Below are 21,850 nucleotides of genomic sequence, written 5' to 3'. Positions count from 1 at the left end.
AGGCCCGTCCCTACGGGTTGCGCGCAAAATCTCGCCATGCGGTGTTGGAGGACTTGGCAAGGGAACAACCATTACCTGCGTCCTCCGCCTAGCCTGGCGAGATTTTACGCAGCAACGCGGCTCGCGACGAAACGGCAACAGACCCTAGCGTCCGCGCACGCCCACCCGAAAAGGAATTTCCCATGCAGTGTCCTGCCTGCCGTACCTCCCCGTTGCAACCCACCAAGCTGGATGACGGCCTGCTGGCCCACGGCTGCCCGCAGTGCTCTGGCGCGCTGGTGGCCTTGTTGTATTACCGCGACTGGGCTGAGCGTCAGCCACAGAATGATGAGCCGCAGGCGCAGGTTGCCGTTGAGGCGGCCAGCGAGAGCCAGCAGGCTCTGAGCTGCCCCAAATGCGCCAAATTGATGAGCAAATTCCAGATAAGCGGCACCCTCGGTAACCGCCTGGATGTTTGCAGCAGCTGTGATGAGGCCTGGTTGGATAATGGCGAATGGCAGTTGCTCAAGGCGCTGGAACTCAGCCACAAGATGCCGAGCATCTTCACCGAAGCCTGGCAACGCAAGGTACGCCAGCAAGCCTCCGAGGAGGCGCGGCGGCAACGCTTCGCCCGCCTGGTCGGCGATGAAGCCATTGCCCGTGCGGACGATATTCGAAGCTGGCTGAAGGATCACCCACAGCGGCGCGAGCTGTTGTTCTATATCGGGCACGAGTGACCGTCATTGCTCTGTAGCAATACGGTTACGCCCCTGCGCTTTGGCGATGTACACCTGGGTATCGGCGCGCTGTAGCAGCTGCTCCAGGGTTTCATGCGGACGGCTGCTGGCCAGGCCGATGCTGACGCTGATGCTCAACTGGCCCTGAACCGTGTCGATGGGCTGCGTGTGCAGGTCGCTGCGCAGGCGTTCCAGGCGCTGCTGCGCAGCGTTGAGGTCGCTGTCGGGCAGGAGGATGACAAATTCTTCACCGCCGAAGCGGGCGAACAGGTCGGTGCTGCGCGCCTGCTGTCGACACAGGGCACTGAACTCCACCAGCACCTGATCGCCGACGGCATGGCCGTACTGGTCGTTGACCCGTTTGAAGTGGTCAAGGTCGAGCATTGCCAGGCACAGCGGCGTGCCCTGGCGCTGGCTGCGTTGCAGTTCGTGTTCGGCGCGCTGCTGGAAGGCGCGGCGGTTCAGGGCGTTGGTCAGCGGGTCGGTGGTGGCGAGTTGGCGCAGCTGCTCTTCCAGAACCTTGCGCTGGCTGACATCGCGGATCTCGGCAACCTGCTGCTGGGCTTCGGCCAGGCGCGCGATGCTCAGCTCGGCGGCAAATATCTGGCCGTCCGCACGCAGGGCGAGCAGGTCGTGGGGGCGGCCATCGGCCTGGTGCAGCAGGTCACTGAGCGGCTGTTGGCTGCTGCTGTCGAATAGCCGCGATAGCGGTTGGCCGAGCAGTTGCTCACGGGTTTGCGCAAACAGCTGTTCCAGCTTGGGGTTGCTGTCGATGATGCGTTCGCCGTCGAGCACCATCACCCCGGCGTTGCTCACGCTCATCAGGCGTTCGAAACGCTCGGCGTTGGCAGCCGCCTGCTGGGCGTTGCGCTGGCTGTCGGCGAGGATGCGGCGCATCGTCAGCAGCACCAGGCCGATCAGGGCCATAAGCCACAGGGGAATGCCGAAGTTGTAGGGCAGCAGGTAGCTTACCGAGCGCGTGACGTCCTCATGGACGATGCCTTGCAGGCCATCGTGCAGGCCGATCACGCCGCGCAGCAGGGTGACCAGGGCATAACCGAGCAAGGCGATGGCGACAAACTGGCAGACGCCGCGCAGTTCCACTTCGTTAGTCCCACGCCATAGCGCATAACAGGCTTGCAGGGGCAGCAGGCCGCCAATGGCAGCGTACAGCGCGACGAGGTATTCCGAATTGATGGGGCTGAGCCACCAGTGCCAGCTCAGGGCCAGGCTCATCACCCCGGCGCTGGCGGGCACGCTCCACCAGGGCAGCGGCCGGCCGAGAAAGCGGAACACGCCGAGCAGGATGATCGCCTCTCCGGCTAGTTGCAGGGCATTGCCGAGAATATTCAGCAGTTTGCTGCCACTGGCCATAAAACCCATAAACAGCAGGATGCCAATGATCAGGGTCCAGCTGCCCAGCATCCACAAGCCGGGGCCACGGTAGGGGCGGGAAAAATACCAGAGCCCGCTGCAGGCAATGGCGCTCGCCAGCATCAGGTTCAGGCCCAGCAGCATGGGGGAAAAATACAGGCTTTCCATGGCCTTACTCGGTGTTATGCACAGGGCGCGATTGTGCCGGGGACGTGTGTGGTTGTCTGCTTGCTCAGTTTTTTTCTTCGTTCAGCGCCTGGTAGCGCTGTTGCAGTTCGTGGCGGATCTGCCGGCGCTGCAGGGCTTGGCGCTGACGGCGTTCGGCGTCGGCGGTGCTTGGCTCCAGAGCCGGGATCGGTGCGGGTTTGCCCTGTTCATCCACCGCGACCATGGTGAAGAAGCAGCTGTTGGTGTGGCGCACCGAGCGTTCGCGGATGTTCTCGGTGATCACCTTGATGCCGACTTCCATCGAGGTGCGCCCCGCATAGTTGACCGAGGCGAGAAAGGTCACCAGTTCACCGACGTGTATGGGTTTGAGGAATACCACCTGATCCACCGACAGGGTTACCACGTAACAGCCGGCATAGCGGCTGGCGCAGGCATAGGCGACTTCATCAAGGTATTTGAGCAGGGTGCCGCCGTGCACATTGCCGGAGAAGTTGGCCATGTCCGGGGTCATCAGTACGGTCATCGTCAGCTGGGCGTTTCCGGGTTCCATAACAGGCTCTGTGCAGGGATTTGCCCAACCATAGCAGCTGGCACTGACCGTTGGCTGCGTTTAAGGCGCGCTTGGCGCTGCTTTAGGGCAGGTTGAACTGCTGGCGTAGCTGGCTTAACTGCGTGGCATCCTCAAGCAGAAAACGGTCGAAGCGTTTGATCAGATCGGCGTGTTGGTAGCTGCTCAGGTGAAAGCTGGTGTTGACCTGCGGCAGTTGCGGGTCGAGCTGTACGTGTGCGGCGTCGAGGCCCAGTTGGCGCAGCTGGTGCTGTACCACTCGCGGGTTGGCGTAGATGGCATCCAGGCGGCCCCGTTCGAGCATGCGGATCAGGCTGTGGATATCCTGCACTTCCACCAGTTCGATGCCGCCCTTGGCCAGGAGTGGCTGCCAGGCCTCGGCGGTAAAGCCACGGACGATGCCCAGGCGTTTGATCGCCGTCAGGCCCTGGCCGAGCCGCGTGGGGCGGACCAGGGTGGCGTCGACAATCTCTACCACCGGCTGGCTGTAATACAGCGCCCGGCCATCGCGGGCTTCACGTGGCCAGGCCGGGTTGTCGGGGAACAGCAGGTCGAGGTTCTGCCCGCTGAGCAAATTGCGGTAAAGGCGGTTGACCGGCTGCGGGCGCAGCTCCAGCTCAAGGCCCTCGCGCTTGGCGAAGGCCTGCAGTAGGGCGATGCAGTAGCCATCAATGCTTTGGCCCTCTACCGCGCTGTAATAGGGATAGTAGTCGTGGTTCTCCAGGCCTACGCGTAAGGGGTCGGCCAGTGCGAGTGTGCTGTACAGCCAGCAGGCCAGGATAATGCAGAGGCGCATGGGCCACTCCAGGGTGCTCAGAATCTGTACAGCGTAGCTGGTAGCGCCCCGGCCGTCAGGCGTGGGTCAGGTACCAGCGCCAATCCTGCTCGCCGACTTCGCCCATAAACTGGCGGAACTCGTTCCATTTGATCGCCAGGAACACCTTGAGGAAGTCCTCGCCGAATGCGTCCTTGGCCCAGGCCGAGCTCTCCAGTGCGCGCAGGGCGGTCAACCAGTCGGTGGGCAGGGTTTCGCGGGCCTGCTCGTAGCCGTTGCCGATGATTTCCTCGCCCGGATCGATCTGGTTCTGGATGCCGTGGTGGATGCCAGAAAGAATCGCCGCCGCGGCCAGGTACGGGTTGGCGTCGGCGCCGCAGATGCGGTGCTCGACATGCCGGCTCTTGGCCGGGCCGCCCGGTACGCGGAACGACACGGTGCGGTTGTTCACCCCCCAGCTCTTGGCCAGCGGCGCATAGCTGTTGGCCTGGAAGCGGCGGAACGAGTTGGCATTGGGGCAGAAGATCGCCAGGGCATCATTCAGCGTGGCCATCATCCCGCCGATGGCGTGCTTGAGCAGCGGCGTGCCGTGTGGGTCTTCCGAGGCCATTAAATTGTTGCCCTGTTCATCGGCCAGCGACACGTGCATGTGCATCCCGCTGCCGGCCAGGTCGCCAAATGGCTTGGCCATAAAGCAGGCCTGCAGCCCGTGCTTGTTGGCCACGCCCTTGACCAGGCGCTTGTAGCGCACGCCTTCATCCACCGCTTGCAACGCGTCAAAGCGGTGCTCCAGGGTCAGCTCCAGCTGGCCGGGCGCGTATTCAGAGATCGCCGTGCGCACTGGCAGGCCCTGCACTTCGCAGGCGGCGTAGAGGTCGTCGAGGAAGGCTTGCTGCTGCTCCAGCTCCAGCACGCCATACACCTGCGGTGCCTGCGGGCGGGCACCGTTGGCTTGCAGCGCCGGCTGCGGACGGCCATTAGCGTCGCGGGTTTTGTCCAGCAGGTAGAACTCCAGCTCCACCGCCATTACCGGGTGATAGCCGTCGGCTTTGAGACGGTCGATGGCGCGCACCAGTACATGCCGTGGGTCGGCCGGTGCGGCGGGCAGGCCCTGGGTGGGGTGCATGCTCACCTGCAGCTGGCCGGTGGGCGTGGCGCGCCAGGGTTGCAGTGTCAGGCTGCCGGGCAGCGGGTAGGTCCAGCAGTCGGCGTCGGCGACTTCCCAGACCAGGCCGCTTTCTTCCACGTCCTCGCCCTGAATGGTCAATGCCAGGATCGAGCTGGGCAGCGGCCGGCCGTTCTCGTAGATGGCCAGCAGTTCGTCGCGGTGCAGCAGCTTGCCGCGCGGGATGCCATTGGCATCGATCAACATGAGTTCGATCAGGCGCACGTCGGGATGGGCGGCGAGAAAGTCGCGGGCTTCCTGGGGATTGGCGAATTGCATGGTGATTCTCACAGTGAGTCGTCATTTCGTGGGAGGCGCTTTAGCGGCGATTGTCGCGGCTGAAGCCCCTCCCACAGGCTGATCGATGAATTACTCGCGGGCGTCGGGGATGGCCAGCAGCTCGGTCAGGGCCTGGTCGAGCATGCTGATCAGCTTGTCCACATCGTCCGCTGTGGTGCTCGGGCAGCACAGGGTCATGTTGTGGAACGGGGTGATCAGGATGCCGCGGTTGATCAGGTACAGGTGCAGGGCCATCTGCAGCTCGTCGTGGAACGCTGCTTCGGCCTCGGCGCCGGTCTTCGGCGATACCGGGCAGAACTGGAATTCGCTGCGCGCGCCCAGCTCGGTCACCGACCACTTGAGGTCGTGCTTGCCGATCAGAGAACGGAAACCATCGGCCAGGCGCTTGGCCAGCGGCAACATATGCGCGTAGGCGGCCTCGGTCATCACCTGTTCCAGGTTGGCGCGCATGCAGTGCATGGCTAAGGCGTTGGCCGACAGTGTGGTGCCCATGCCGCTGTGGCCATGACCGTGGCTGCCTTCGCTGGCGCGTTGGCGCGCGGCGGTCATGGCCCCGGCCATTGCCGCGCTGCAACCAAAGATGCCGCACGGCACGCCGCCGGCAATCGGCTTGCCGACCACGAAGAAGTCCGGCTCGAGGTTCCACAATTTGGTGCAGCCACCCATATCGGTGGAGATGGTGTGGGTCTCGTCGATGATCAGCAGCGCGCCGTATTTACGCGTCAGCTCGCGGCATTGCTGCATAAAGCCCGGCTCGGGCAGTACCATGCCGATATTGGTCATCGCCGGCTCGCAGAGCAGGGCGCAGACGTCGCCCTTAGCCAGCGCCGCTTCCAGCGCAGCCACGTCGTTGAACGGGATCGAGCGACTGTACTGGGTCAGGTCGTAAGCCTGGCCAACCAGGCCGGAACGCGGCACGGTTTCGCCGTCGATGCAGCGCACCATCACATCATCCACGGTGCCGTGGTAGCAGCCGTCGAACACCAGCAGGGTCTTGCGCTCGGTAATCGCCCGCGCCCAGCGCAGCACATAGCGGTTGGAGTCGGTGGCGGTGGCGGTGACCTGCCAGAACGGCAGGCCGAAGCGCGCGGCCAGCAGCTCGCCGCAGACCACCGCGTCCTCGCCCGGCAGCATCGTGGTCAGGCCGTTGTTGCCTTGTTCGGCAATGGCCTTGGCGATCGGATCCGGCGAGTGGCCGAACATGGTGCCGGTGTCGCCCAGGCAGAAGTCGATGTACTCATGGCCGTCGACGTCATAGAAGCGCGCGCCCTTGGCCCGCTCGACGAACAGCGGCACCGGGGTCGACCAGTCGGCCATCCAGTGCATCGGCACGCCGCCGTACAGCGAGTGGCGCGCGCGCTCGGCCAGGGCTACGGATTTCGGGTTGCGCGCGATAAAACGCTCACGCTCACGCTGGGCGAAGGCTTCTACGGCGGATGGGCTGATACCACTGGCAGTCATGTTGAACACCTCGTTCGAATATCTGCACATGCTATTTTGTGATCACAGAAAACTCAAGCATTGGTTTGATCAGGCTTTATTGCTAGATTATCGCCATATTTGTGATCACAGGATATTGTGCAATGGTCTTTCAACAGCACGTTGCATTGATCAGCGGTGCGGGCAGTGGCTCGGGCATCGGCTTGGCCATTGCGCGCCGCCTGGGTCGTGCCGGCGCGCGGGTATTGCTGACTGCCAGCAGCGCGCGGGTCGAGCAACGGGTCGCCGAGTTGTGCGCTGAAGGTATTCAAGCACGTGGCCGCGCAGCTGACCTGACCGATGAGCGGCAGGTCGCTGAATTGCTCGACTGGGCGCAGGCGCAGTGGGGGCAGATCGACGTTCTGGTGAACAACGCCGGTATGGCCATGCAAGGCAGCCCCGAGCCCTTCGCCGAACTGGCGGACATGGACCTGGCCACCTGGAATCTGTCCATCGCGCGCAACCTCGGCACGGCGTTTCTGCTTACCCGCGCGGTGCTGCCGGGCATGCGGGCGCGCGGTTACGGGCGCATCGTCAATATCAGCTCGACCACCGGCACCCGTGGCAGCAACCCCGGTGAGTCTGCTTACAGCGCGGCCAAGGCTGGCATGCTCGGTTTGTCCATGGGCCTGGCGCTGGAAGTGGCCAAGCAGGGCATCACGGTCAACAGCGTGGCGCCGGGCTGGATTGCCACCGGCTCCAGTACCGAGGAGGAGCGCCATGCGGCTGAGTACACGCCGATGCGCCGTGCCGGCCGCCCCGAAGAAGTGGCTGCCGCCGTGGCCTTTCTTGCGTCACCGGAAGCCAGTTACATCACCGGTGAAGTGCTGGTGGTGGATGGCGGGAACTGCCTGATCGAAAACAAGGCACCGTGAACCAGTAGAATTCATGCCGCCGCTCAATTGCGGCGCTCTTCGTTAGAAGGAATACCCATGCGCAACTGCTCGCTGACACTTGCCCAACTCCCTGCACCGCCGGCACAAGGATGCTGCTGAACCATGGCCGATAACCTGCAGGATCAGCTCTACCAACGTATTCGAGAAGGTTTGCTGGCTGGGCGCTTTCAGCCCGGTGAGCGCTTGAAAATCCGTGATCTGGCTGCCGAGTGGGGCACCAGCCCGATGCCGGTACGCGGCGCCTTGCAGCGGCTGGTCGCTGAGGGTGCGCTGGAAGGCGAGCCACAGCGCTCGGTGCGCGTGCCGCCGATGACCCGCGAGCGTTACCAGGACATTTTCCAGGTGCGTCTGGGCCTTGAAGGTCTGGCTGTAGAACTGGCTACCCCGCGCCTGACTGCGGCCAACCTGACCGAGTTGCGCGAATGCGTGGCGCGCATGGATCAGGCCATCGAGCAGCGGCAGGTGCAGGCCTATTTGGATGCTAACAGCCAGTTCCACCTGCACCTCTACAGCGCCTGCGGCAACCCGGTGTTGCTGCGCTCAATCGAGTCGTTGTGGTTGCAGGTTGGGCCGTTTTTCAACCGATTGTTCACCGGTGCCGATCTGTCGCTGCGCCTCAATGACTTTCACGAGGAAGCCTTTGCCGCCATCGAAGCCGGTGATGCCAAGGCTGCGCGCCAGGCCATGGAGCAGGACCTGACTTACTTCGCGCGCTTTCTGCTCAACCTGCTCGACCTTGAGCCGGGCCAGCGTTGACTGGATGCTGAAGCGCTGGCAGCGCGATAGCCGACAACTACACTGATGCGATTCTGAGACGACAGTACAAGGGCTCTTCAATGCTGGATTACGGCAGTAAACGCATTCTGATCGTCGATGACTTCACCGACTTTCGCAGCTCGCTGAAGGCCATGCTGCGCGATATGGGCGCGCGGGATGTGGACACCGCCGACCGCGGCGAAGAAGCCCTGAGCATGTGCCGCAACAAGCGCTACGACATCATCCTGCACGACTACAACCTGGGTGGCGGCAAGAACGGCCAGCAGGTGCTGGAAGAGTTGATCGCCGGCAAGCTGATCAGTCATCAGTGCATCTTTGTCATGGTCACCGCCGAAAGCAGCCAGGCCATGGTCCTCAGCGCTCTTGAGCATGAGCCGGATGCCTACCTGACCAAGCCGTTCAACCGCGCCAGCCTCGATCAGCGCCTGGACAAGCTGGTGGAGCGCAAGACTGCGCTCAAGGGCATTCTTCAAGGCCTCGACAAACAGGACCCAGCCGCCGTACTGGATGCCTGCAAAACCCTCAGCCAGCAGGACAAACGCTATCTGCCGCTGTGTCAGCGCTACCAGGCCACGGCGCTGCGCGAGTTGGGCCGGCTGGATGAGCTGGAGCAGCTGCTCAATGGTGTATTGGCCGAGCGACCGTTGCCTTGGGCGCAGGTGGCGCTGGCCGGTCTGATGCACAAACGCGGCGACCTGAGCCGCGCGCAGAGCCTCTACGAGAAGGGTTTGCAGCTGTTTCCGATGATGCCGGCACTGTATGACGGCCTGGCCGCCGTGCTGCTGGCACAGGGCGAGAGCCAACGCGCTCAGCAAGCCCTGGAAGATGCAGTCAAACTGGCTCCGTTGGCGATTCGCCGGCAGATGCAGCTGGGTAAACTGGCGCTGGATAACCAGGACTTCGACAGTGCCGGCAAGGCCTATCGGCAGGCCATGGAGCAGGGTCGCACCTCCAAATTCAAGAGCCCGGAAAACTACCTCGGTTTGGCCCAGGCGATCACCGCTCAGGCCGGCGATGGCTCGCTCGACAAGCGCTTGCAGATCGAGGTCAGCCAGGCCCTCGGTGAGCTGGATAAAATCTATGCCCATGACCCCAATGTGCAGGTGCGCTCTCGCCTGGCCCTGGCCAGCAGCTTGAATAAATCCGGCGAGCCCAAGCGTGCTGCGCAACTGGCCGCCGAAGCCGCTGCGGCGATGGAAAAGCTGCCGCAGCTGTTTGCCGCCGATACTGCCCTCAGCGTCGCCAGCCAGCTGCGCGCGCTCGGCCAGACGGCAGCCAGTGATGCGTTGCTGAAAAGCTGTGTCGAGGTATACGGCGACGACCCGCAGGTGATGCAAGGCGTCGCTCGGCAGACCGACAACGCCGAGATTCTCTCCGGCGGCAAAGAGGCCGTGGAGCTCAACCGCCAGGGGGTACGCTGCTACCAGCAGAAGCAGTTCGACGAGGCGCTCAGGCTGTTCCGTCAGGCCTTTGCCCTGCAACCGAAGAACATCAGCATCGCCCTCAACACTGCGCAATCGCTGTTGCAATCGGCCGGCGGCGAGATGTCGGCGACTCTGCTGGACGAATGCCGGCGTTGCCTGGAGATGGTCAGCCAGATGCCCGAGACGGATGCCCGGCATGCGCGTTACCTGCAACTGCAGCGGCGGGCGTCCGGCCAATGAGTGATTCCCCTGGCGGACTGGACTTCTCTACGGTGATCGCCTCCACCGTGCACGACATGAAAAACTCCCTGGCCATGCTTACCCGCGCCCATGCGCAGTGGCAGGCGCAGCTGCCGCCGGAACAGCAGCAGGCCAGCGAGCAGGGCGTGATCGAGTACGAGTTTGCCCGCCTCAACGGCATGCTCGTGCAACTGCTCGGCCTGTATAAGCTCGGCGTCAACCAGCTGCCCATGCGCCCCGGTTATCACGAAGTTGAGGATTTCCTGCAGGCGCAGCTGGCGCGGCACTTCGAGGTGCTGCAAAGCCGGCAGATCAGTGCCCGTTGCGAGGTAGAAAGTTTCGATCTGATGGGCTTCTTCGATGAAGAGCTACTCGGCTCGGTGGTCGCCAACATCATCACCAACTCCATCCGCTACGCCCACAGCGCCTTGCTGATTCGGGCCTGGGAGGAAGGCGGCAAGCTGGTGCTGGCGATCTGCGACGACGGCCAGGGCTACCCGCAGGAGATGCTCAGCCAGCAATCCAACTACGCCCTCGGCCTCAAGCACAGCACCGGCAGCACCGGCCTGGGCCTCTACTTCGCCGGCCGTATCGCCGAGCTGCACGAACGCCAGGGCGTGCGCGGGCATATCGAACTGGCCAACGGTGCACCGCTGGGTGGTGGGGTATTTAGGATTTATCTGCCTTGAAACGACTGCGGCCCTGCGGTGTGTATAGCGCCGCAGGGCCGCACTAAGGCCGTAAAAAACGCTTAGCTTTCCAGCCAGACGTCACGCACCCAGTGCCAGACCGATTCCCAGGTTTCGTCTTCGTTGATTTCGCCGGTTTCCGCTTCCCACAGCAGCACGGTGCCGTCTTCTTCGACCACGTAGTAGTTGCCGTGGTCTTCGCACAGCGGCACGAATTCGCGCGGCACGCCCAGGGACCAGGCGGTGGCAGCGACTTCCGGCAGGTAGGTATGCGATTGCGGGTCGCTGGCGGTTACCGGTTCCAGGCGGCCGTAGACCACATCGCTGACCTGTAAGAGAAATTCGCGCAGGCCGTAGGGCAGATGGATCAGGATCTGCTCCTGAATCTCTACCAGGGTTTCTTCTTCCGGCAACTCCAGCGGGACGGGCACCGGCTCGTTGAGTTCGCGCAACTGTTCGATGACTTCTTCCACTGTGTCTGCCTCATTTATTACGGGGTATACGGGAGCGTCTTATACCCTAGACGGGTCTAAGCAAAAAGCTGGCAAAGTGCTATCGTTCAGCTCAACGGCGTGTCAATTTTTTAACGTCATAAAAATGGTCTTGTTATGAAAAGCCAAACGCAAGAGCCCGAAAGCACTGCACTCAGCGAGGAAGAGCGGTTACAGCTGCTGACCACGGCTGGCAAGCGCAACCGCCTGTTTATCCTGGCGCTGGCCGGAGTACTGGGTAGCCTGATGCTGGTTTCGGTCGGGCTGAATATTCACAGCGTGTTCAGTGCCGGTGATGAACCGCGTATCCAGGCGCTGGAACAGCAGATACTGCGGCTTGAGCAGCAGCTGGCGGTGCAGCAGACCGCATTGAGTAACCAGGAAGAGCTGCTGGCCAGTCAGCAGGCATCGCAGCTGACGGGAATGTTCGAGCGCGTGGAGAACCCGGATAGCATCGCTGAAGTGAGCAAGGTGCTGCAGGCTCAGGAGCGCGATTACCAGCAGGTAATGCAGGGCCTGAAGGTTGGTATGCGCGATTTGGCCAATATGCTGCCAGGCTCGCGCAGTTGGCTGGCGCATTACGAAGAAGCGATTGACCGTGCTCAGCTCAACAGTCGCAAACGCAGTGAAGATATCCAGGCCTGGAGCGACAAGGCCCAGCAGCCTGCCCCGGCGGCCAAGCCGCCGGGTAAGAGCGTCAACTAGCCCATGTGGTAGAAGGCCAGCTTATTGCCATCCAGATCACGGAAATAGGCGCCGTAGAAGCCCGGTATGCGTTCGCCGGGTTTGCCTTCACAGCTTGCGCCCAGCTCAATGGCCTTGGCATAGAGTTTGTCGACCCCTTCGCGTGATCCGCCTGGCAGCGCGATCATCTGGCCATTACCTGGCGTCGGTGCTTGCTTGTCATGGGGAATACAGATGGCAAACATCGGTTGCCCCTTGGCGATGCCATAGAACGCGATGCGGCCCAAATCCATGACGATTTTGGCACCCATCTCTGCCAGCAAAGGGGTGTAGAACGACTTGGCTTTCTCCATGTCGGTGGTGCCCACAGTGGTGTATCCGATCATTGCTTAATCCTCAGGATGGTGTGCTTGGCGCGGATCAGATTGCACTTTGAGTAGGCCGCGCGCCAGTTCATACAGTTGCTGAATGATAGACAAAGAAAACCCGGGACTTGCCCGGGTTTTCTCAGCATAGCGAGGGATCAGCCGTTCTGGCGGATACCGGCAACCAGCCACGGCTGGTTGTCACCAACGGCCCGCTCCAGACGCCAGCTTTCGCTGAATACTTCGCCCTGGTCAAAACGCGAGGTCTTGGCCACGCCGGTGAAGGTCAGGGTGGCGACGGTCTTGTCGCTGAGGTCATCGACGCCATCCAGCTGCACATCGAGGTTATCGACGTAGGTGGATTGGAAGCCATCGCCCAGGTCTGCACGCTCGCGGCTGAGGAACTCCAGCAGCTGCGGGGTGACGAACTCGGCGATCTTGTCCATCTCGTTGGCATCCCAGTGCTGTTGCAAGCTGAGGAAGTGCTCACGACCGGCGCTGATAAAGCTCTGCTCGTTGAACCAGGCCGGGGCATTGATCACCGGTTTGATCGCAGCCGCTGCACTGCTACCGCCGAAGATCGAGGCTGGAGCCGCTGGCATTTCACGCTGCATCGGTGCGCCGTTGGCAGTCGCCGGGCTGGCTTGCTGACGACGAGCGGCGAGGAAGCGGAACAGCAGGAAGGCGATCAGGCCGAAGATCAGCATGTCCATGATCTGCAGGCCTTCGAAGCCGTCACCCATAAACATCGAGGCCAGCAGACCACCTGCGGCCAGACCGGCCAATGGGCCCAACCACTTCGATGCACCGCTGGCTGCTGCAGGCTGACGGCCGGCCGCTGCAGGTGCTGCACTTTGCTGGGCTGGCGCTTGGCGAGCCTGGTGGCTTGGCGCGGAACCGAAGGATTTGCCGCTGCCCATACGTTTGGCTTCGGCGTCGAAACTCATGGTGGTCAGTCCCAGGCTGAGGAACATGGCCAGGGCGATGCTAAGGAAACGCTGCATGGTTAGCTGTCTCTTGGTGATTGGATCTACGCGCGGCATCTTGCCCGGCGTGAGCGGCGCTGGCTAGGCCTAGAATGTTTCGAGCTTTTGCCCGTGCGCCTGAGTCAGCGGCGCAGCAGCACCAGCAGCGGTCCGCAGCGTAACTGCCGGCGCAGCAGGGCGCGGAAGTCGGCGGGGTTTTCCTCGAGGTGGCGCAGCCAGTGGATAAAGCAGCGCAGGTAGACGCCGGTCAGCAGGCTTTCCTCGGCGATGCGGCACAGGTGTAGGGTTTCCCGCCGCGCCGCTTCACGCCACCACTGCACGGTGCGGCTGATGCGTAGCAGACCGCCAATCTGCAGGTGGATATGCCCCGGTTCGAGTTTGTACAGCAGCATCTGCCCGCTGACTGAGCGGTGCGCGGCCAGGCTGTCGAGCCAGGTGATCAGCAGTTCTTCCAGACGTTTGGCGGGCTCTAACGTCAATAAATCTGCGGCGTTGCCGCGCGCCAGCAGGGCCTGGTCGGCACGGTCGAACCAGGCTTCGACCAGTTGATCCTTCTCGCGGTAATGCGCGGCGATGGCATCCAGGCCTACGCCCAGATCAGCGGCTACATCGAACAGATGCAGGCGTTCCCAGCCGCAAACATCGGCCAGTCGCAGGGCGCTATCGAGTATCTGTGACGCGGAGACAGTTGCGCGTTTCATCGGCTCACCTCGCCAAGCAGTATGGGCGGCGAGCACGGCAGGGCCGACCTGAAACGACAAACGGAACCCGAAGGTTCCGCTTGTGGTGATTGCAGTCAGCTGTCAGCGCCAGTTGTGCAACTCTTTCTCTGACAGCTGGTGCATCTGGCTGACCTGGGCCTGGAAGGCTTGCATCGAGGCCCAGATGCGGCCGTTCAGCTCGCTCTGCGCGGCCAGTTCGCCGAGCACCACGGCGGACTCGCGCTGCATGGCAGCGAGTACATCGTCGGGGAAGCGTTTGAGCAAGGTGCCTTGCTGCTTTAGCTCATCGAGGGCCATGGCGTTGTGGTAGACGTAGTCGTCGAGCATGTCCTGGCTGGCGGCGCGGGCGGCTTCCGTGAGGATTGCCTGCAGATCGGCCGGCAGGCTGTCGAGGGCTTTCTGGTTGATCAGCAGTTCGAGCACCGCCTGCGGCTCCTGCCAGCCTGGGTAGTAGTAGAACTTGGCCGCCTTGTGCAGGCCGAAGGCCAAGTCGTTGTAGGGGCTGACCCAGTCGGTGGCGTCGATGGCGTTGGTTTGCAAGGCGGTGAATACCTCGCCGCCCGGCAGGTTTACGGTGGTCGCGCCGAGCTTGCTCAGCACTTCGCCGCCCAGGCCGGGCATGCGGATCTTCAGGCCCTTGAGGTCATCCAGCGAGTTGATTTCCTTGTTGTACCAGCCGCCCATCTGCATGCCGGTGTTGCCCACCACCATGGGTTTTACCCCATAGGGGGCATAGGCTTCGTCCCACAGCGCCTGACCGCCGCCCTTGCTCAGCCAGGCATTCATTTCGCTGGTGGACAGGCCGAATGGCACGGCGGTGAAGAACTGCGCCGCCGGCACCTTGCCCTTCCAGTAATAGGCCGCGCCGTGACCCAATTCGGCAGTGCCGCGCGACACGGCGTCGAACACTTCCAGCGGCGGCACCAGCTCGCCGCCGGCATACACCTTGATGGTCAGGCGGCCGTTGCTCATGGCCTTGACCCGCTCGGCCAAGCGCTCAGCGGCAGTGCCCAGGCCGGGGTAGTTTTTCGGCCAGGCGGTAACCATCTTCCAGTGGAAGCTTTCTGCGGCAGGCGTTGCTGCGGCTTGCGGTGCAGCAGACTCTTCCTTGCAACCGCTCAGGCCGATGGCGGCGAGCAGGGCGCTGGCAAGCAGCAGAGGACGGCGGATCATGGAGGCTCCTTGTTATTTGAATAAACGATCAGTCACGCTTGGGCACCTGTAGGAGCGGCCCATGGCCGCGACAGTGGCGCCGGCAAAAGCCATCGCGGGCATGGCCCGCTCCTACGGCCTGTCTCTAAAGGGGTTGCAGCTTGGCATAGCTGAGCATCAACCACTTGCTGCCCTCGTTCTCGAAATTCACCTGCACCCGCGCCTGGGCGCCGGAGCCTTCGAAGTTGAGGATGGTGCCTTCGCCGAACAGCGAATGCTGCACGCGCTGGCCGAGGTTGAAGCCGGTGTCCGGCACGGCGCTGCCGGCGAACATGCTGTCGCCGCTCATGCTGTTGCCGCCCATATTGCGGCTGACCGCGCCGAATGGCCGGCTGACGCTATTGGACAGGCGTACTTCCTGAATCAGCTGCGGCGGAATCTCACGGACGAAACGCGACACCTTGTTGTAGGTCTCGTTGCCGTAAAGACGGCGGGTTTCGGCGTAGGTAATCACTAGCTTGCTCATGGCGCGGGTGATGCCGACGTAGGCCAGGCGCCGCTCTTCTTCCAGGCGGCCGGGCTCTTCCAGGCTCATCTTGTGCGGGAACAGGCCTTCTTCCATGCCCACCAGAAATACCTGGGGGAACTCCAGGCCCTTGGCGCTGTGCAGGGTCATCAGCTGCACGCTGTCCTCGTTTTCCGCAGCTTGGGTGTCGCCAGCTTCCAGTGAAGCGTGAGTCAGAAAGGCCTGCAGCGGGCTGAGTTCGTCGTCTTCGTTGTTCTCGAAGGTGCGCGCGGCGCTGACCAGTTCCTCAAGGTTTTCGATACGTGCCTGGGCTTTTTCGCCTTTTTCGGCCTTGTGGTAGGCAATCAGTCCGCTTTGCTCGATGACGGTCTGGGTCATCAGGTGCAGCGGCATGCTTAGCGCCTTGGCGGCGAGGTTTTCGATCAGTTCGATAAACCCGGCCAGCGCGCTCGACGCACGGCCAGGCAGGGCCTTGGCGGCGACCATCAGGCGAATCGCTTCCCACATCGATACATCATGGGCGCGCGCGTATTCGCGGATGGTCTCGACGCTCTTCTCGCCAATGCCGCGCGCCGGCACGTTGATCACCCGCTCCAGCGCGGCATCGTTGCCGCGGCCATCAAGCAGGCGCAGGTAGGCCATGGCGTTCTTGATTTCCGCGCGCTCGAAGAAGCGCTGGCCGCCGTAGATGCGGTAGGGGATTTTCTCGCGCAGCAGCGCTTCTTCAAGCACCCGCGACTGGGCGTTGGAGCGATAGAGAATGGCGATCTCGCTGCGCTTGAGGCCGTCCTTGCGCAGGGCGTCTTCAATCGATTCGACCACATAGCGCGCTTCGTCGTGCTCGTTAAACGCCGAGTACAGGTTGATCGGCTCGCCGTCGCCGTCTTCGGTCCACAGTTCCTTGCCGAGACGGCCCTGGTTATTGGCGATCAGCGCGTTGGCGGCCTTGAGGATGCCGGCGGTGGAGCGGTAGTTCTGCTCCAGACGGATCACTTCGGCATCGCTGAAGTCGTCGGAAAACTGCTGGATGTTCTCGATCTTCGCCCCGCGCCAGCCGTAGATCGACTGGTCGTCATCGCCGACCACCATCAGGCTGTCGCCGCCCTTGGCGAGCAGGCGCAGCCAGGCGTACTGCACGGCGTTGGTGTCCTGGAATTCATCGACCAGGATATGCCGGAAGCGCCGTTGGTAATGCTCCAGCAGACCCGGTTTGTCACGCCACAGATCGAGGGCGCGCAGCAGCAGCTCGGAGAAGTCGATCACCCCGGCGCGGGCGCAGGCGGCCTCATAGGCTTCGTAGATCTTCAGCATGGTGGCGAGGAACAGGTCGCCGCCGGGTTGGATGTTCTTCGGCCGCCGGCCTTCATCCTTCTGCCCGTTGATAAACCACTGCGCCTGTTTCGGCGGCCAGCGTTGTTCATCCAGGCCGAGGTCGCGGATCACTCGCTTGACGATGCGCTGCTGGTCGTCGGAGTCGAGAATCTGGAAGTTCTCGGCCAGGCCGGCTTCCTGCCAGTGCGCGCGCAACAGGCGATGAGCCAGGCCGTGGAAGGTGCCCACCCACATGCCGGCCGGGTTATGGCCGAGCATCTGCTCGATGCGGTGACGCATTTCGGCGGCGGCCTTGTTGGTAAAGGTCACCGACAGAATGCTGTGCGGCGAGGCATTCTCGATCTGGATCAACCAGGCGATGCGGTGTACCAGCACGCGGGTTTTACCAGAGCCAGCACCGGCCAGCACCAGTTGGCGGCCCACGCGCGCGGCGACGGCCTGGCGCTGGGCATCGTTAAGAGAGGCAATCAGGAGTTCGGGGTCATTTTGCATCGCGGCATTCTAGGGGGCTGCGCCAGGCAGGGCAAACCAGGGGTTTAGTGGACGACTGGTGAGTCAGCTCAACGAGCGTAGATGGGCTATGGCCGCGCTCACCGAAAGTTGGGTATTTGTAATGTGAATTAGCGCACGTCTGGCTTGGGCGAAGCGTCTAGCTCGCGTATGCTGCGCCGACGTTTAGGCAACCACTATAAGAAAATCGCCTATGACCGCATCGACTTCATACGCTGACGCCAACGGCTTCAAGCCGACTTCCGGGCGGGAAGTGGCCCAGCTGTTTGCCACAGACATCGCCGCCGAACGCACCCGCATGCTCTATCAGGGCTCGCAGGTGCCGACCCTGTTCATGCTGCTTAGCGGTGTGGTGTGTGCCTTCCTGTTATGGGGTGGGCTGCCACATGCGTTGCTGGTCAGCTGGTCAATCTGGCTGTTGATTCTCGCCGTGTTGCGTCTGGTGCAGGTGCGCGCCTTCAATAACGCCTTGCCCAGTCGACAGGCCGAACGCCATTGGCGCCGGCTGTTCCTGTTTGGTGCCGGCGCTTCCGGGCTGACCCTGGCGTTTGCCGCCATCGCCCTGGTGCCAGCGGATGTGTTCTACCTGCAAGCGCTGGTTTACGGCCTGATTGCTGCGGCGATCCTCTCGGCCAGTGTGGCCTATGCCATCAGCTTTACCGCTTTTCTCAGTTTTGCCCTGCCTTGCCTGCTGCCTTCGGTGGGCTATCTGCTGCTCAGCGATAACCCGCTGCAACAAGGCTGGGGCCTGCTCGGCAGTATCCTGCTGCTGGCCTTGCTGGTGGTGGCCTGGCAGGTCAATCGGCTGGTGCAGCGCAGTCTTTTGCAGCGCTTCCACAATCAGGCGCTGATCAGCAATCTGGAACACGCCAAGTTGCAGGCGGAAGGGCTCAATGGTGAGCTGGCCCATGAAGTGGAACAGCGCCGCCGCGCCGAGCGTGAATTGCGCCTGGCCCATAGCGAGCTGGAAATGCGCGTGGCCGAGCGCACCCTGGAACTGGATGAAACCACCTACGCCCTGAGCAAGAGTCGCGCACGCCTGACCCTGGCCATTGAAGCCAGCGAACTGGGCCTGTGGGACTGGGACCTGCAGAGCGATGAGGTGCACCACTCGCGGCTCAAGGAAATCTTCGGCCTGGAGCCGCACGCCGTGCAGGTGATGCTGCGCGACCTCAAGCCACGCCTGCACCCGGATGATCTGCCGGTGCTGCGCCGCGCCTTGGTCGAGCATATGAAGGGGCGCAGCGATGACTATCAGGTCGAATACCGTATCAAGCACGCGGCTGGCCACTGGGTGTGGATCGAAGACCGTGGCCGGGCGGTTGAGCGCGATGCAGAGGGCCGCGTGCTGCGCATGCTCGGCACGCGCCGCGACATCAGCGCGCGCAAAGTGCAGGAGCAACAGCAACAGCTGGCCGCCACGGTGTTCGAGGCCGCCAGCGAAGGCATCGTGATTCTCGACCCGGACTATCGCTTGCTGTCGGTCAACCAGGCCTTCAGCGACGTGACGGGGTATCGCCAGGACGAAGTGGTCGGCAAAAGCGTGATCAGCCTGATCAGCAGTGGCGACAGCCGCCGGCAGTACCAGATGATCCGCCTGGAACTGGAGCACAGCGGCACCTGGCGCGGTGAGCTGATCGAAACGCGCAAGAACGGCGAGCTGTATCCGCAGTGGCTGCAGCTCAACGTGGTGCGCGATGCGCGGGGCAGTGTCAGCCATATCGTCGGCTTCTTCGCCGATCTGTCGTCACGGCGCGAGGCCGAAGAGCGCCTGCGCTACCTGTCGCATTACGACGAGCTGACCGGCCTGGCCAACCGCAGCCTGTTCAAGGAGCGCCTGCACGAAGCCAGCCAGCGGGCGCGACAGAGCGGGCGCAGTATCGCCTTGCTGCACGTCGACCTGGACCGCTTCAAATTGCTCAACGACAGCCTCGGCCATGAAGTTGCCGACCAGCTGCTGCGCCAGGTCAGCCGCCGTCTGACTCAGGCCGTGCCGGAGGCCGATACCCTGGCGCGTCTGTCCGGTGATGAATTCGCCATCCTCATTGACGCATACGGCAGCCTCTCCAGCCTGGCACGGCTGGCCAGCCGTCTACTGAGCAAGCTGCGCGTGCCGATGACCGTGGGCGGGCATGAACTGGTGGTCAGCGCCTCTCTGGGCATCAGCCTGCTGCCGGATAACGCGCGGGAGATTTCCGCCCTGGTCAGCCAGGCCAATATGGCCATGCAACACGCCAAGCATTTGGGCGGCAACACCTTCCAGTTCTTCACTGACAACCTGCAGGCCTGCACCCTGGAGCGCCTGCAGCTGGAAAACCAGCTGCGCAAGGGCATCAACGAAGGCCAGCTGGAGGTGTTCTACCAGCCCAAACTGTGCCTGGCCGCCGACAGCCTCAACGCCGCCGAGGCGTTGGTGCGCTGGCGGCATCCGGAACTGGGCCTAGTGCCGCCGAGCGACTTTATCGGTCTGGCCGAAGAAACCGGACTGATTGGCGCGATTGGTGAATTCGTCCTGCGCCAGGCCTGCTTGCAGGCGCGTACCTGGCAGTTGCAGGGCTTGGCGCATATTCGCGTGTCGGTAAACCTCTCGGTGCACCAGCTGCGCCAGGGCAACCTGCTCAGTCTGGTGCGCCAAGTGCTCGATGAAACCGGCCTTGAGGCGCAGTACCTCGAGCTGGAACTGACCGAAAGCCAACTGCTGGACAACGTTGAAAGCGTGATCAGCACCTTCCAGCAACTGCGCGAACTGGGCGTCAAACTGGCGATTGACGACTTCGGCACTGGCTATTCCTCGCTCAGCTACCTCAAGCGCTTTCCGGTGGATTACGTGAAGATCGACCAGACCTTTATCCGCGATCTGACCCCCGGCAGCGAAGACGCCGCCATCACCCGCGCGATCATCGCCATGGCCCACAGTCTGGAGCTCAAGGTGGTCGCCGAGGGTGTGGAAACCCAGGCGCAGATGGATTTTCTCAAGAGCCAGCGCTGCGACGAGATCCAGGGTTACCTGATCAGCAAACCGGTGCCGGCCGAACAATTCGCCCAGCTGCTGCGCGAGCAGGTCGACAAGTTCTGATTGCCAGGCTGGCGGCTTGTCTACCGCCAGCCTGGCCGCTACTGTCGCGCTTTCGCTGATTTGCAGGATGCGCCATGCAGCCCACTTCTTCCGCTCCCGCAGCGCGCCCGGCCAATGCCACGCTGATTCTGCTGGCCTCGCTGTATTGCGCCCAGGGCTTGCCCTCGGGGTTACTGGCCCATTCGCTGCCGGTGTTGCTGCGTCAGCACGGCGTTGATCTGGCGCTGATCGGCTTGCTCAAGTTGTTGGCCTTGCCCTGGTTGCTCAAGGTGCTCTGGGCGCCGTGGGTGGATCGGCTGGCTTCGCCGCGTTTGGGTCATCACCGCGGTTGGATTCTGCCGTTGCAGCTTGGCGTCATTACGGTGATTGCGACGCTGGCGCTGATGAGTCCCGAGCGGTTGTTCGACAGTCATTTTTTCTTGCTGATTGGCCTGTTACTGCTGGTCAACCTGGCTGCCTCGACTCAGGACATTGCCACTGATGGCCTGGCCGTACGCCTGCTGCCCGAGCGCTGGCGCGGGCTGGGCAACAGCTTGCAGGTGGGCGGTTACAAGGTCGGTATGCTGGTCAGCGGCAGTGGTTTGCTGCTGGCGATGGATGCGCTGGGCTGGAACCTGAGTGTGGCACTGGTAGCGGGGCTGCTGGTGCTGATGACGTTGCCCATCTGGCGCTTTAACGAGCGGCGCGAGTTGCCATTTCAGCCGGCCCAGGCAGAACCGGCCGGGCCGGGATTGTTGCTGCGGCATTACCGTGGCTTGCTGCTGCAGTCCGGCATGCTGTTCTGGCTGGCGGTGCTGCTGAGCTTCAAGCTGGGCGATGCGCTGGGTTCGCCGATGATCAAGCCGATGCTGGTGGATCAGGGCTGGAGCAATGCCGAGCTGGGCCAGCTGACCCTGATCAGCAGTCTGGCGGGCATCGCCGGCGCGTTTCTCGGCGGTCTGCTGTATGCACGCATCGGCGCGTTACGGGCGCTGCTGCTGTTCGGTCTGTTGCAGGCATGCGGGATCGCCGCCATGGCTCTGCTAGTAAATGCCGGCGGCAGCATCGGCTTGGTCTATCTGGTGGCGTTGTTCGAGCAGACCGCCGATGGCATGTCCACGGTGGCGCTGTTCGCGGTGATGATGCGCCAGTGCCGGCCCGAGCATGAGGGCGCGGATTTTACCCTGCAGGCCAGTGTGCAGCTGCTATTGGCCGGGTTGGTGGGTGCCACCAGCGGTTGGCTGGCCGAGCAGCTGGGTTTTGCCAATCTGTTTATCAGTGCCGGCGTGCTGGGGCTGCTGGCGCTGCCCATCGTGCTGCTGTACTTCTGGCGTGGCGCACGGCCGGCGGCCAGCGCGGCATAAGTCGCTGGCTTTTCGCCGGGGTGTTTCGTCTATTCCCACCTGCGCCGGGTGCTGCCTGCCCGGAGGGTGCGCAACCGGATCAAAGATGGCTG

At 62.8% G+C, this 21,850-nt stretch carries 19 protein-coding genes; 8 read left to right on the top strand and 11 right to left on the bottom strand.

Going from position 1 to position 21,850, the window contains the following annotated elements:
- Positions 1-182 precede the first annotated feature (182 nt).
- Complete coding sequence (locus RHP75_RS20765; protein WP_311089846.1) at positions 183-716, top strand: zf-TFIIB domain-containing protein; 534 nt, start codon at positions 183-185, stop codon at positions 714-716.
- A gap of 3 nt (positions 717-719) precedes the next feature.
- Here the strand turns inward: RHP75_RS20765 and RHP75_RS20760 are convergent, their stop codons facing one another.
- From RHP75_RS20760 to RHP75_RS20740, 5 genes are all read right to left on the bottom strand, one after another.
- Positions 720-2,258: a sensor domain-containing diguanylate cyclase gene (locus RHP75_RS20760; protein WP_311089845.1), complete on the bottom strand. Its 1,539-nt coding sequence runs from the start codon at positions 2,256-2,258 to the stop codon at positions 720-722.
- Positions 2,259-2,322: 64 nt separating this feature from the next.
- Entirely contained in the window at positions 2,323-2,808 is a 486-nt protein-coding gene (locus tag RHP75_RS20755) for an acyl-CoA thioesterase (protein WP_311089844.1), read from the bottom strand.
- Between the two features lie 82 nt (positions 2,809-2,890).
- The gene (locus RHP75_RS20750) at positions 2,891-3,622 is read right to left on the bottom strand and encodes a transporter substrate-binding domain-containing protein (RefSeq protein WP_311089843.1); all 732 of its coding nucleotides are present in this window, start codon (positions 3,620-3,622) and stop codon (positions 2,891-2,893) included.
- Between the two features lie 55 nt (positions 3,623-3,677).
- Complete coding sequence (locus RHP75_RS20745) at positions 3,678-5,045, bottom strand: glutamine synthetase family protein (protein WP_311089842.1); 1,368 nt, start codon at positions 5,043-5,045, stop codon at positions 3,678-3,680.
- Positions 5,046-5,135: 90 nt separating this feature from the next.
- Complete coding sequence (locus RHP75_RS20740; protein ID WP_311089841.1) at positions 5,136-6,527, bottom strand: aspartate aminotransferase family protein; 1,392 nt, start codon at positions 6,525-6,527, stop codon at positions 5,136-5,138.
- 122 nt (positions 6,528-6,649) lie between these two features.
- Here RHP75_RS20740 and RHP75_RS20735 point away from each other — a divergent pair, with 122 nt between their 5' ends.
- The 4 genes from RHP75_RS20735 (at position 6,650) to RHP75_RS20720 (ending at position 10,571) form a co-directional block, all read left to right on the top strand.
- On the top strand, positions 6,650-7,420 hold the full coding sequence (locus tag RHP75_RS20735; protein ID WP_311089840.1) for an SDR family NAD(P)-dependent oxidoreductase: 771 nt from the start codon (positions 6,650-6,652) through the stop codon (positions 7,418-7,420).
- 123 nt (positions 7,421-7,543) lie between these two features.
- Entirely contained in the window at positions 7,544-8,197 is a 654-nt protein-coding gene (locus RHP75_RS20730) for a GntR family transcriptional regulator (protein WP_311089839.1), read from the top strand.
- An 80-nt stretch (positions 8,198-8,277) separates the two neighbouring features.
- Complete coding sequence (locus tag RHP75_RS20725; RefSeq protein WP_311089838.1) at positions 8,278-9,882, top strand: response regulator; 1,605 nt, start codon at positions 8,278-8,280, stop codon at positions 9,880-9,882.
- Positions 9,879-10,571 carry a HAMP domain-containing sensor histidine kinase gene (locus RHP75_RS20720; RefSeq protein ID WP_311089837.1) on the top strand — a complete coding sequence of 231 codons (693 nt, stop codon included), beginning with the start codon at positions 9,879-9,881 and terminating at the stop codon, positions 10,569-10,571. Before RHP75_RS20725 ends, RHP75_RS20720 begins: the two co-directional genes overlap by 4 nt.
- A 62-nt stretch (positions 10,572-10,633) precedes the next feature.
- On the opposite strand, the gene RHP75_RS20715 is transcribed toward RHP75_RS20720, so the two are convergent.
- Positions 10,634-11,044: an SMI1/KNR4 family protein gene (locus RHP75_RS20715; protein ID WP_311089836.1), complete on the bottom strand. Its 411-nt coding sequence runs from the start codon at positions 11,042-11,044 to the stop codon at positions 10,634-10,636.
- Positions 11,045-11,179: 135 nt separating this feature from the next.
- On the opposite strand from RHP75_RS20715, the gene RHP75_RS20710 reads away from it, so the two are divergent.
- Positions 11,180-11,767, top strand: a complete 588-nt coding sequence (locus RHP75_RS20710; protein ID WP_311089835.1) for a hypothetical protein — start codon at positions 11,180-11,182, stop codon at positions 11,765-11,767.
- Here RHP75_RS20710 and RHP75_RS20705 read toward each other — a convergent pair.
- The 5 genes from RHP75_RS20705 to uvrD all read right to left on the bottom strand — a co-directional run bounded on the left by RHP75_RS20705 (position 11,764) and on the right by uvrD (position 17,321).
- On the bottom strand, positions 11,764-12,132 hold the full coding sequence (locus RHP75_RS20705; RefSeq protein ID WP_311089834.1) for a VOC family protein: 369 nt from the start codon (positions 12,130-12,132) through the stop codon (positions 11,764-11,766). The two genes, RHP75_RS20710 and RHP75_RS20705, sit on opposite strands and share 4 nt — an antisense overlap.
- A gap of 137 nt (positions 12,133-12,269) precedes the next feature.
- Positions 12,270-13,115 (bottom strand): Tim44 domain-containing protein, encoded by an 846-nt coding sequence (locus RHP75_RS20700; RefSeq protein WP_090250906.1) that lies wholly within the window; start codon positions 13,113-13,115, stop codon positions 12,270-12,272.
- 104 nt (positions 13,116-13,219) lie between these two features.
- Positions 13,220-13,798, bottom strand: coding sequence for a TetR/AcrR family transcriptional regulator (locus RHP75_RS20695; RefSeq protein WP_311089833.1), 579 nt, complete (start codon positions 13,796-13,798; stop codon positions 13,220-13,222).
- Positions 13,799-13,900: 102 nt separating this feature from the next.
- Entirely contained in the window at positions 13,901-14,992 is a 1,092-nt protein-coding gene (locus RHP75_RS20690; RefSeq protein WP_311089832.1) for a TRAP transporter substrate-binding protein, read from the bottom strand.
- Between the two features lie 124 nt (positions 14,993-15,116).
- Positions 15,117-17,321, bottom strand: a complete 2,205-nt coding sequence (gene uvrD, locus RHP75_RS20685) for a DNA helicase II (RefSeq protein WP_311089831.1) — start codon at positions 17,319-17,321, stop codon at positions 15,117-15,119.
- A 211-nt stretch (positions 17,322-17,532) separates the two neighbouring features.
- On the opposite strand from uvrD, the gene RHP75_RS20680 reads away from it, so the two are divergent.
- On the top strand, positions 17,533-20,415 hold the full coding sequence (locus RHP75_RS20680; RefSeq protein WP_311089830.1) for an EAL domain-containing protein: 2,883 nt from the start codon (positions 17,533-17,535) through the stop codon (positions 20,413-20,415).
- A gap of 74 nt (positions 20,416-20,489) precedes the next feature.
- Positions 20,490-21,758 (top strand): MFS transporter, encoded by a 1,269-nt coding sequence (locus RHP75_RS20675; protein WP_311089829.1) that lies wholly within the window; start codon positions 20,490-20,492, stop codon positions 21,756-21,758.
- The last annotated feature ends 92 nt before the right edge of the window (positions 21,759-21,850 follow it).

The sequence above is a fragment of the Pseudomonas sp. SG20056 genome (assembly GCF_031764535.1).
Taxonomy (GTDB): domain Bacteria; phylum Pseudomonadota; class Gammaproteobacteria; order Pseudomonadales; family Pseudomonadaceae; genus Aquipseudomonas.
Note: the sequence above shows the minus strand (reverse complement) of the source record. Positions and strands in the feature narration are given on the sequence as shown.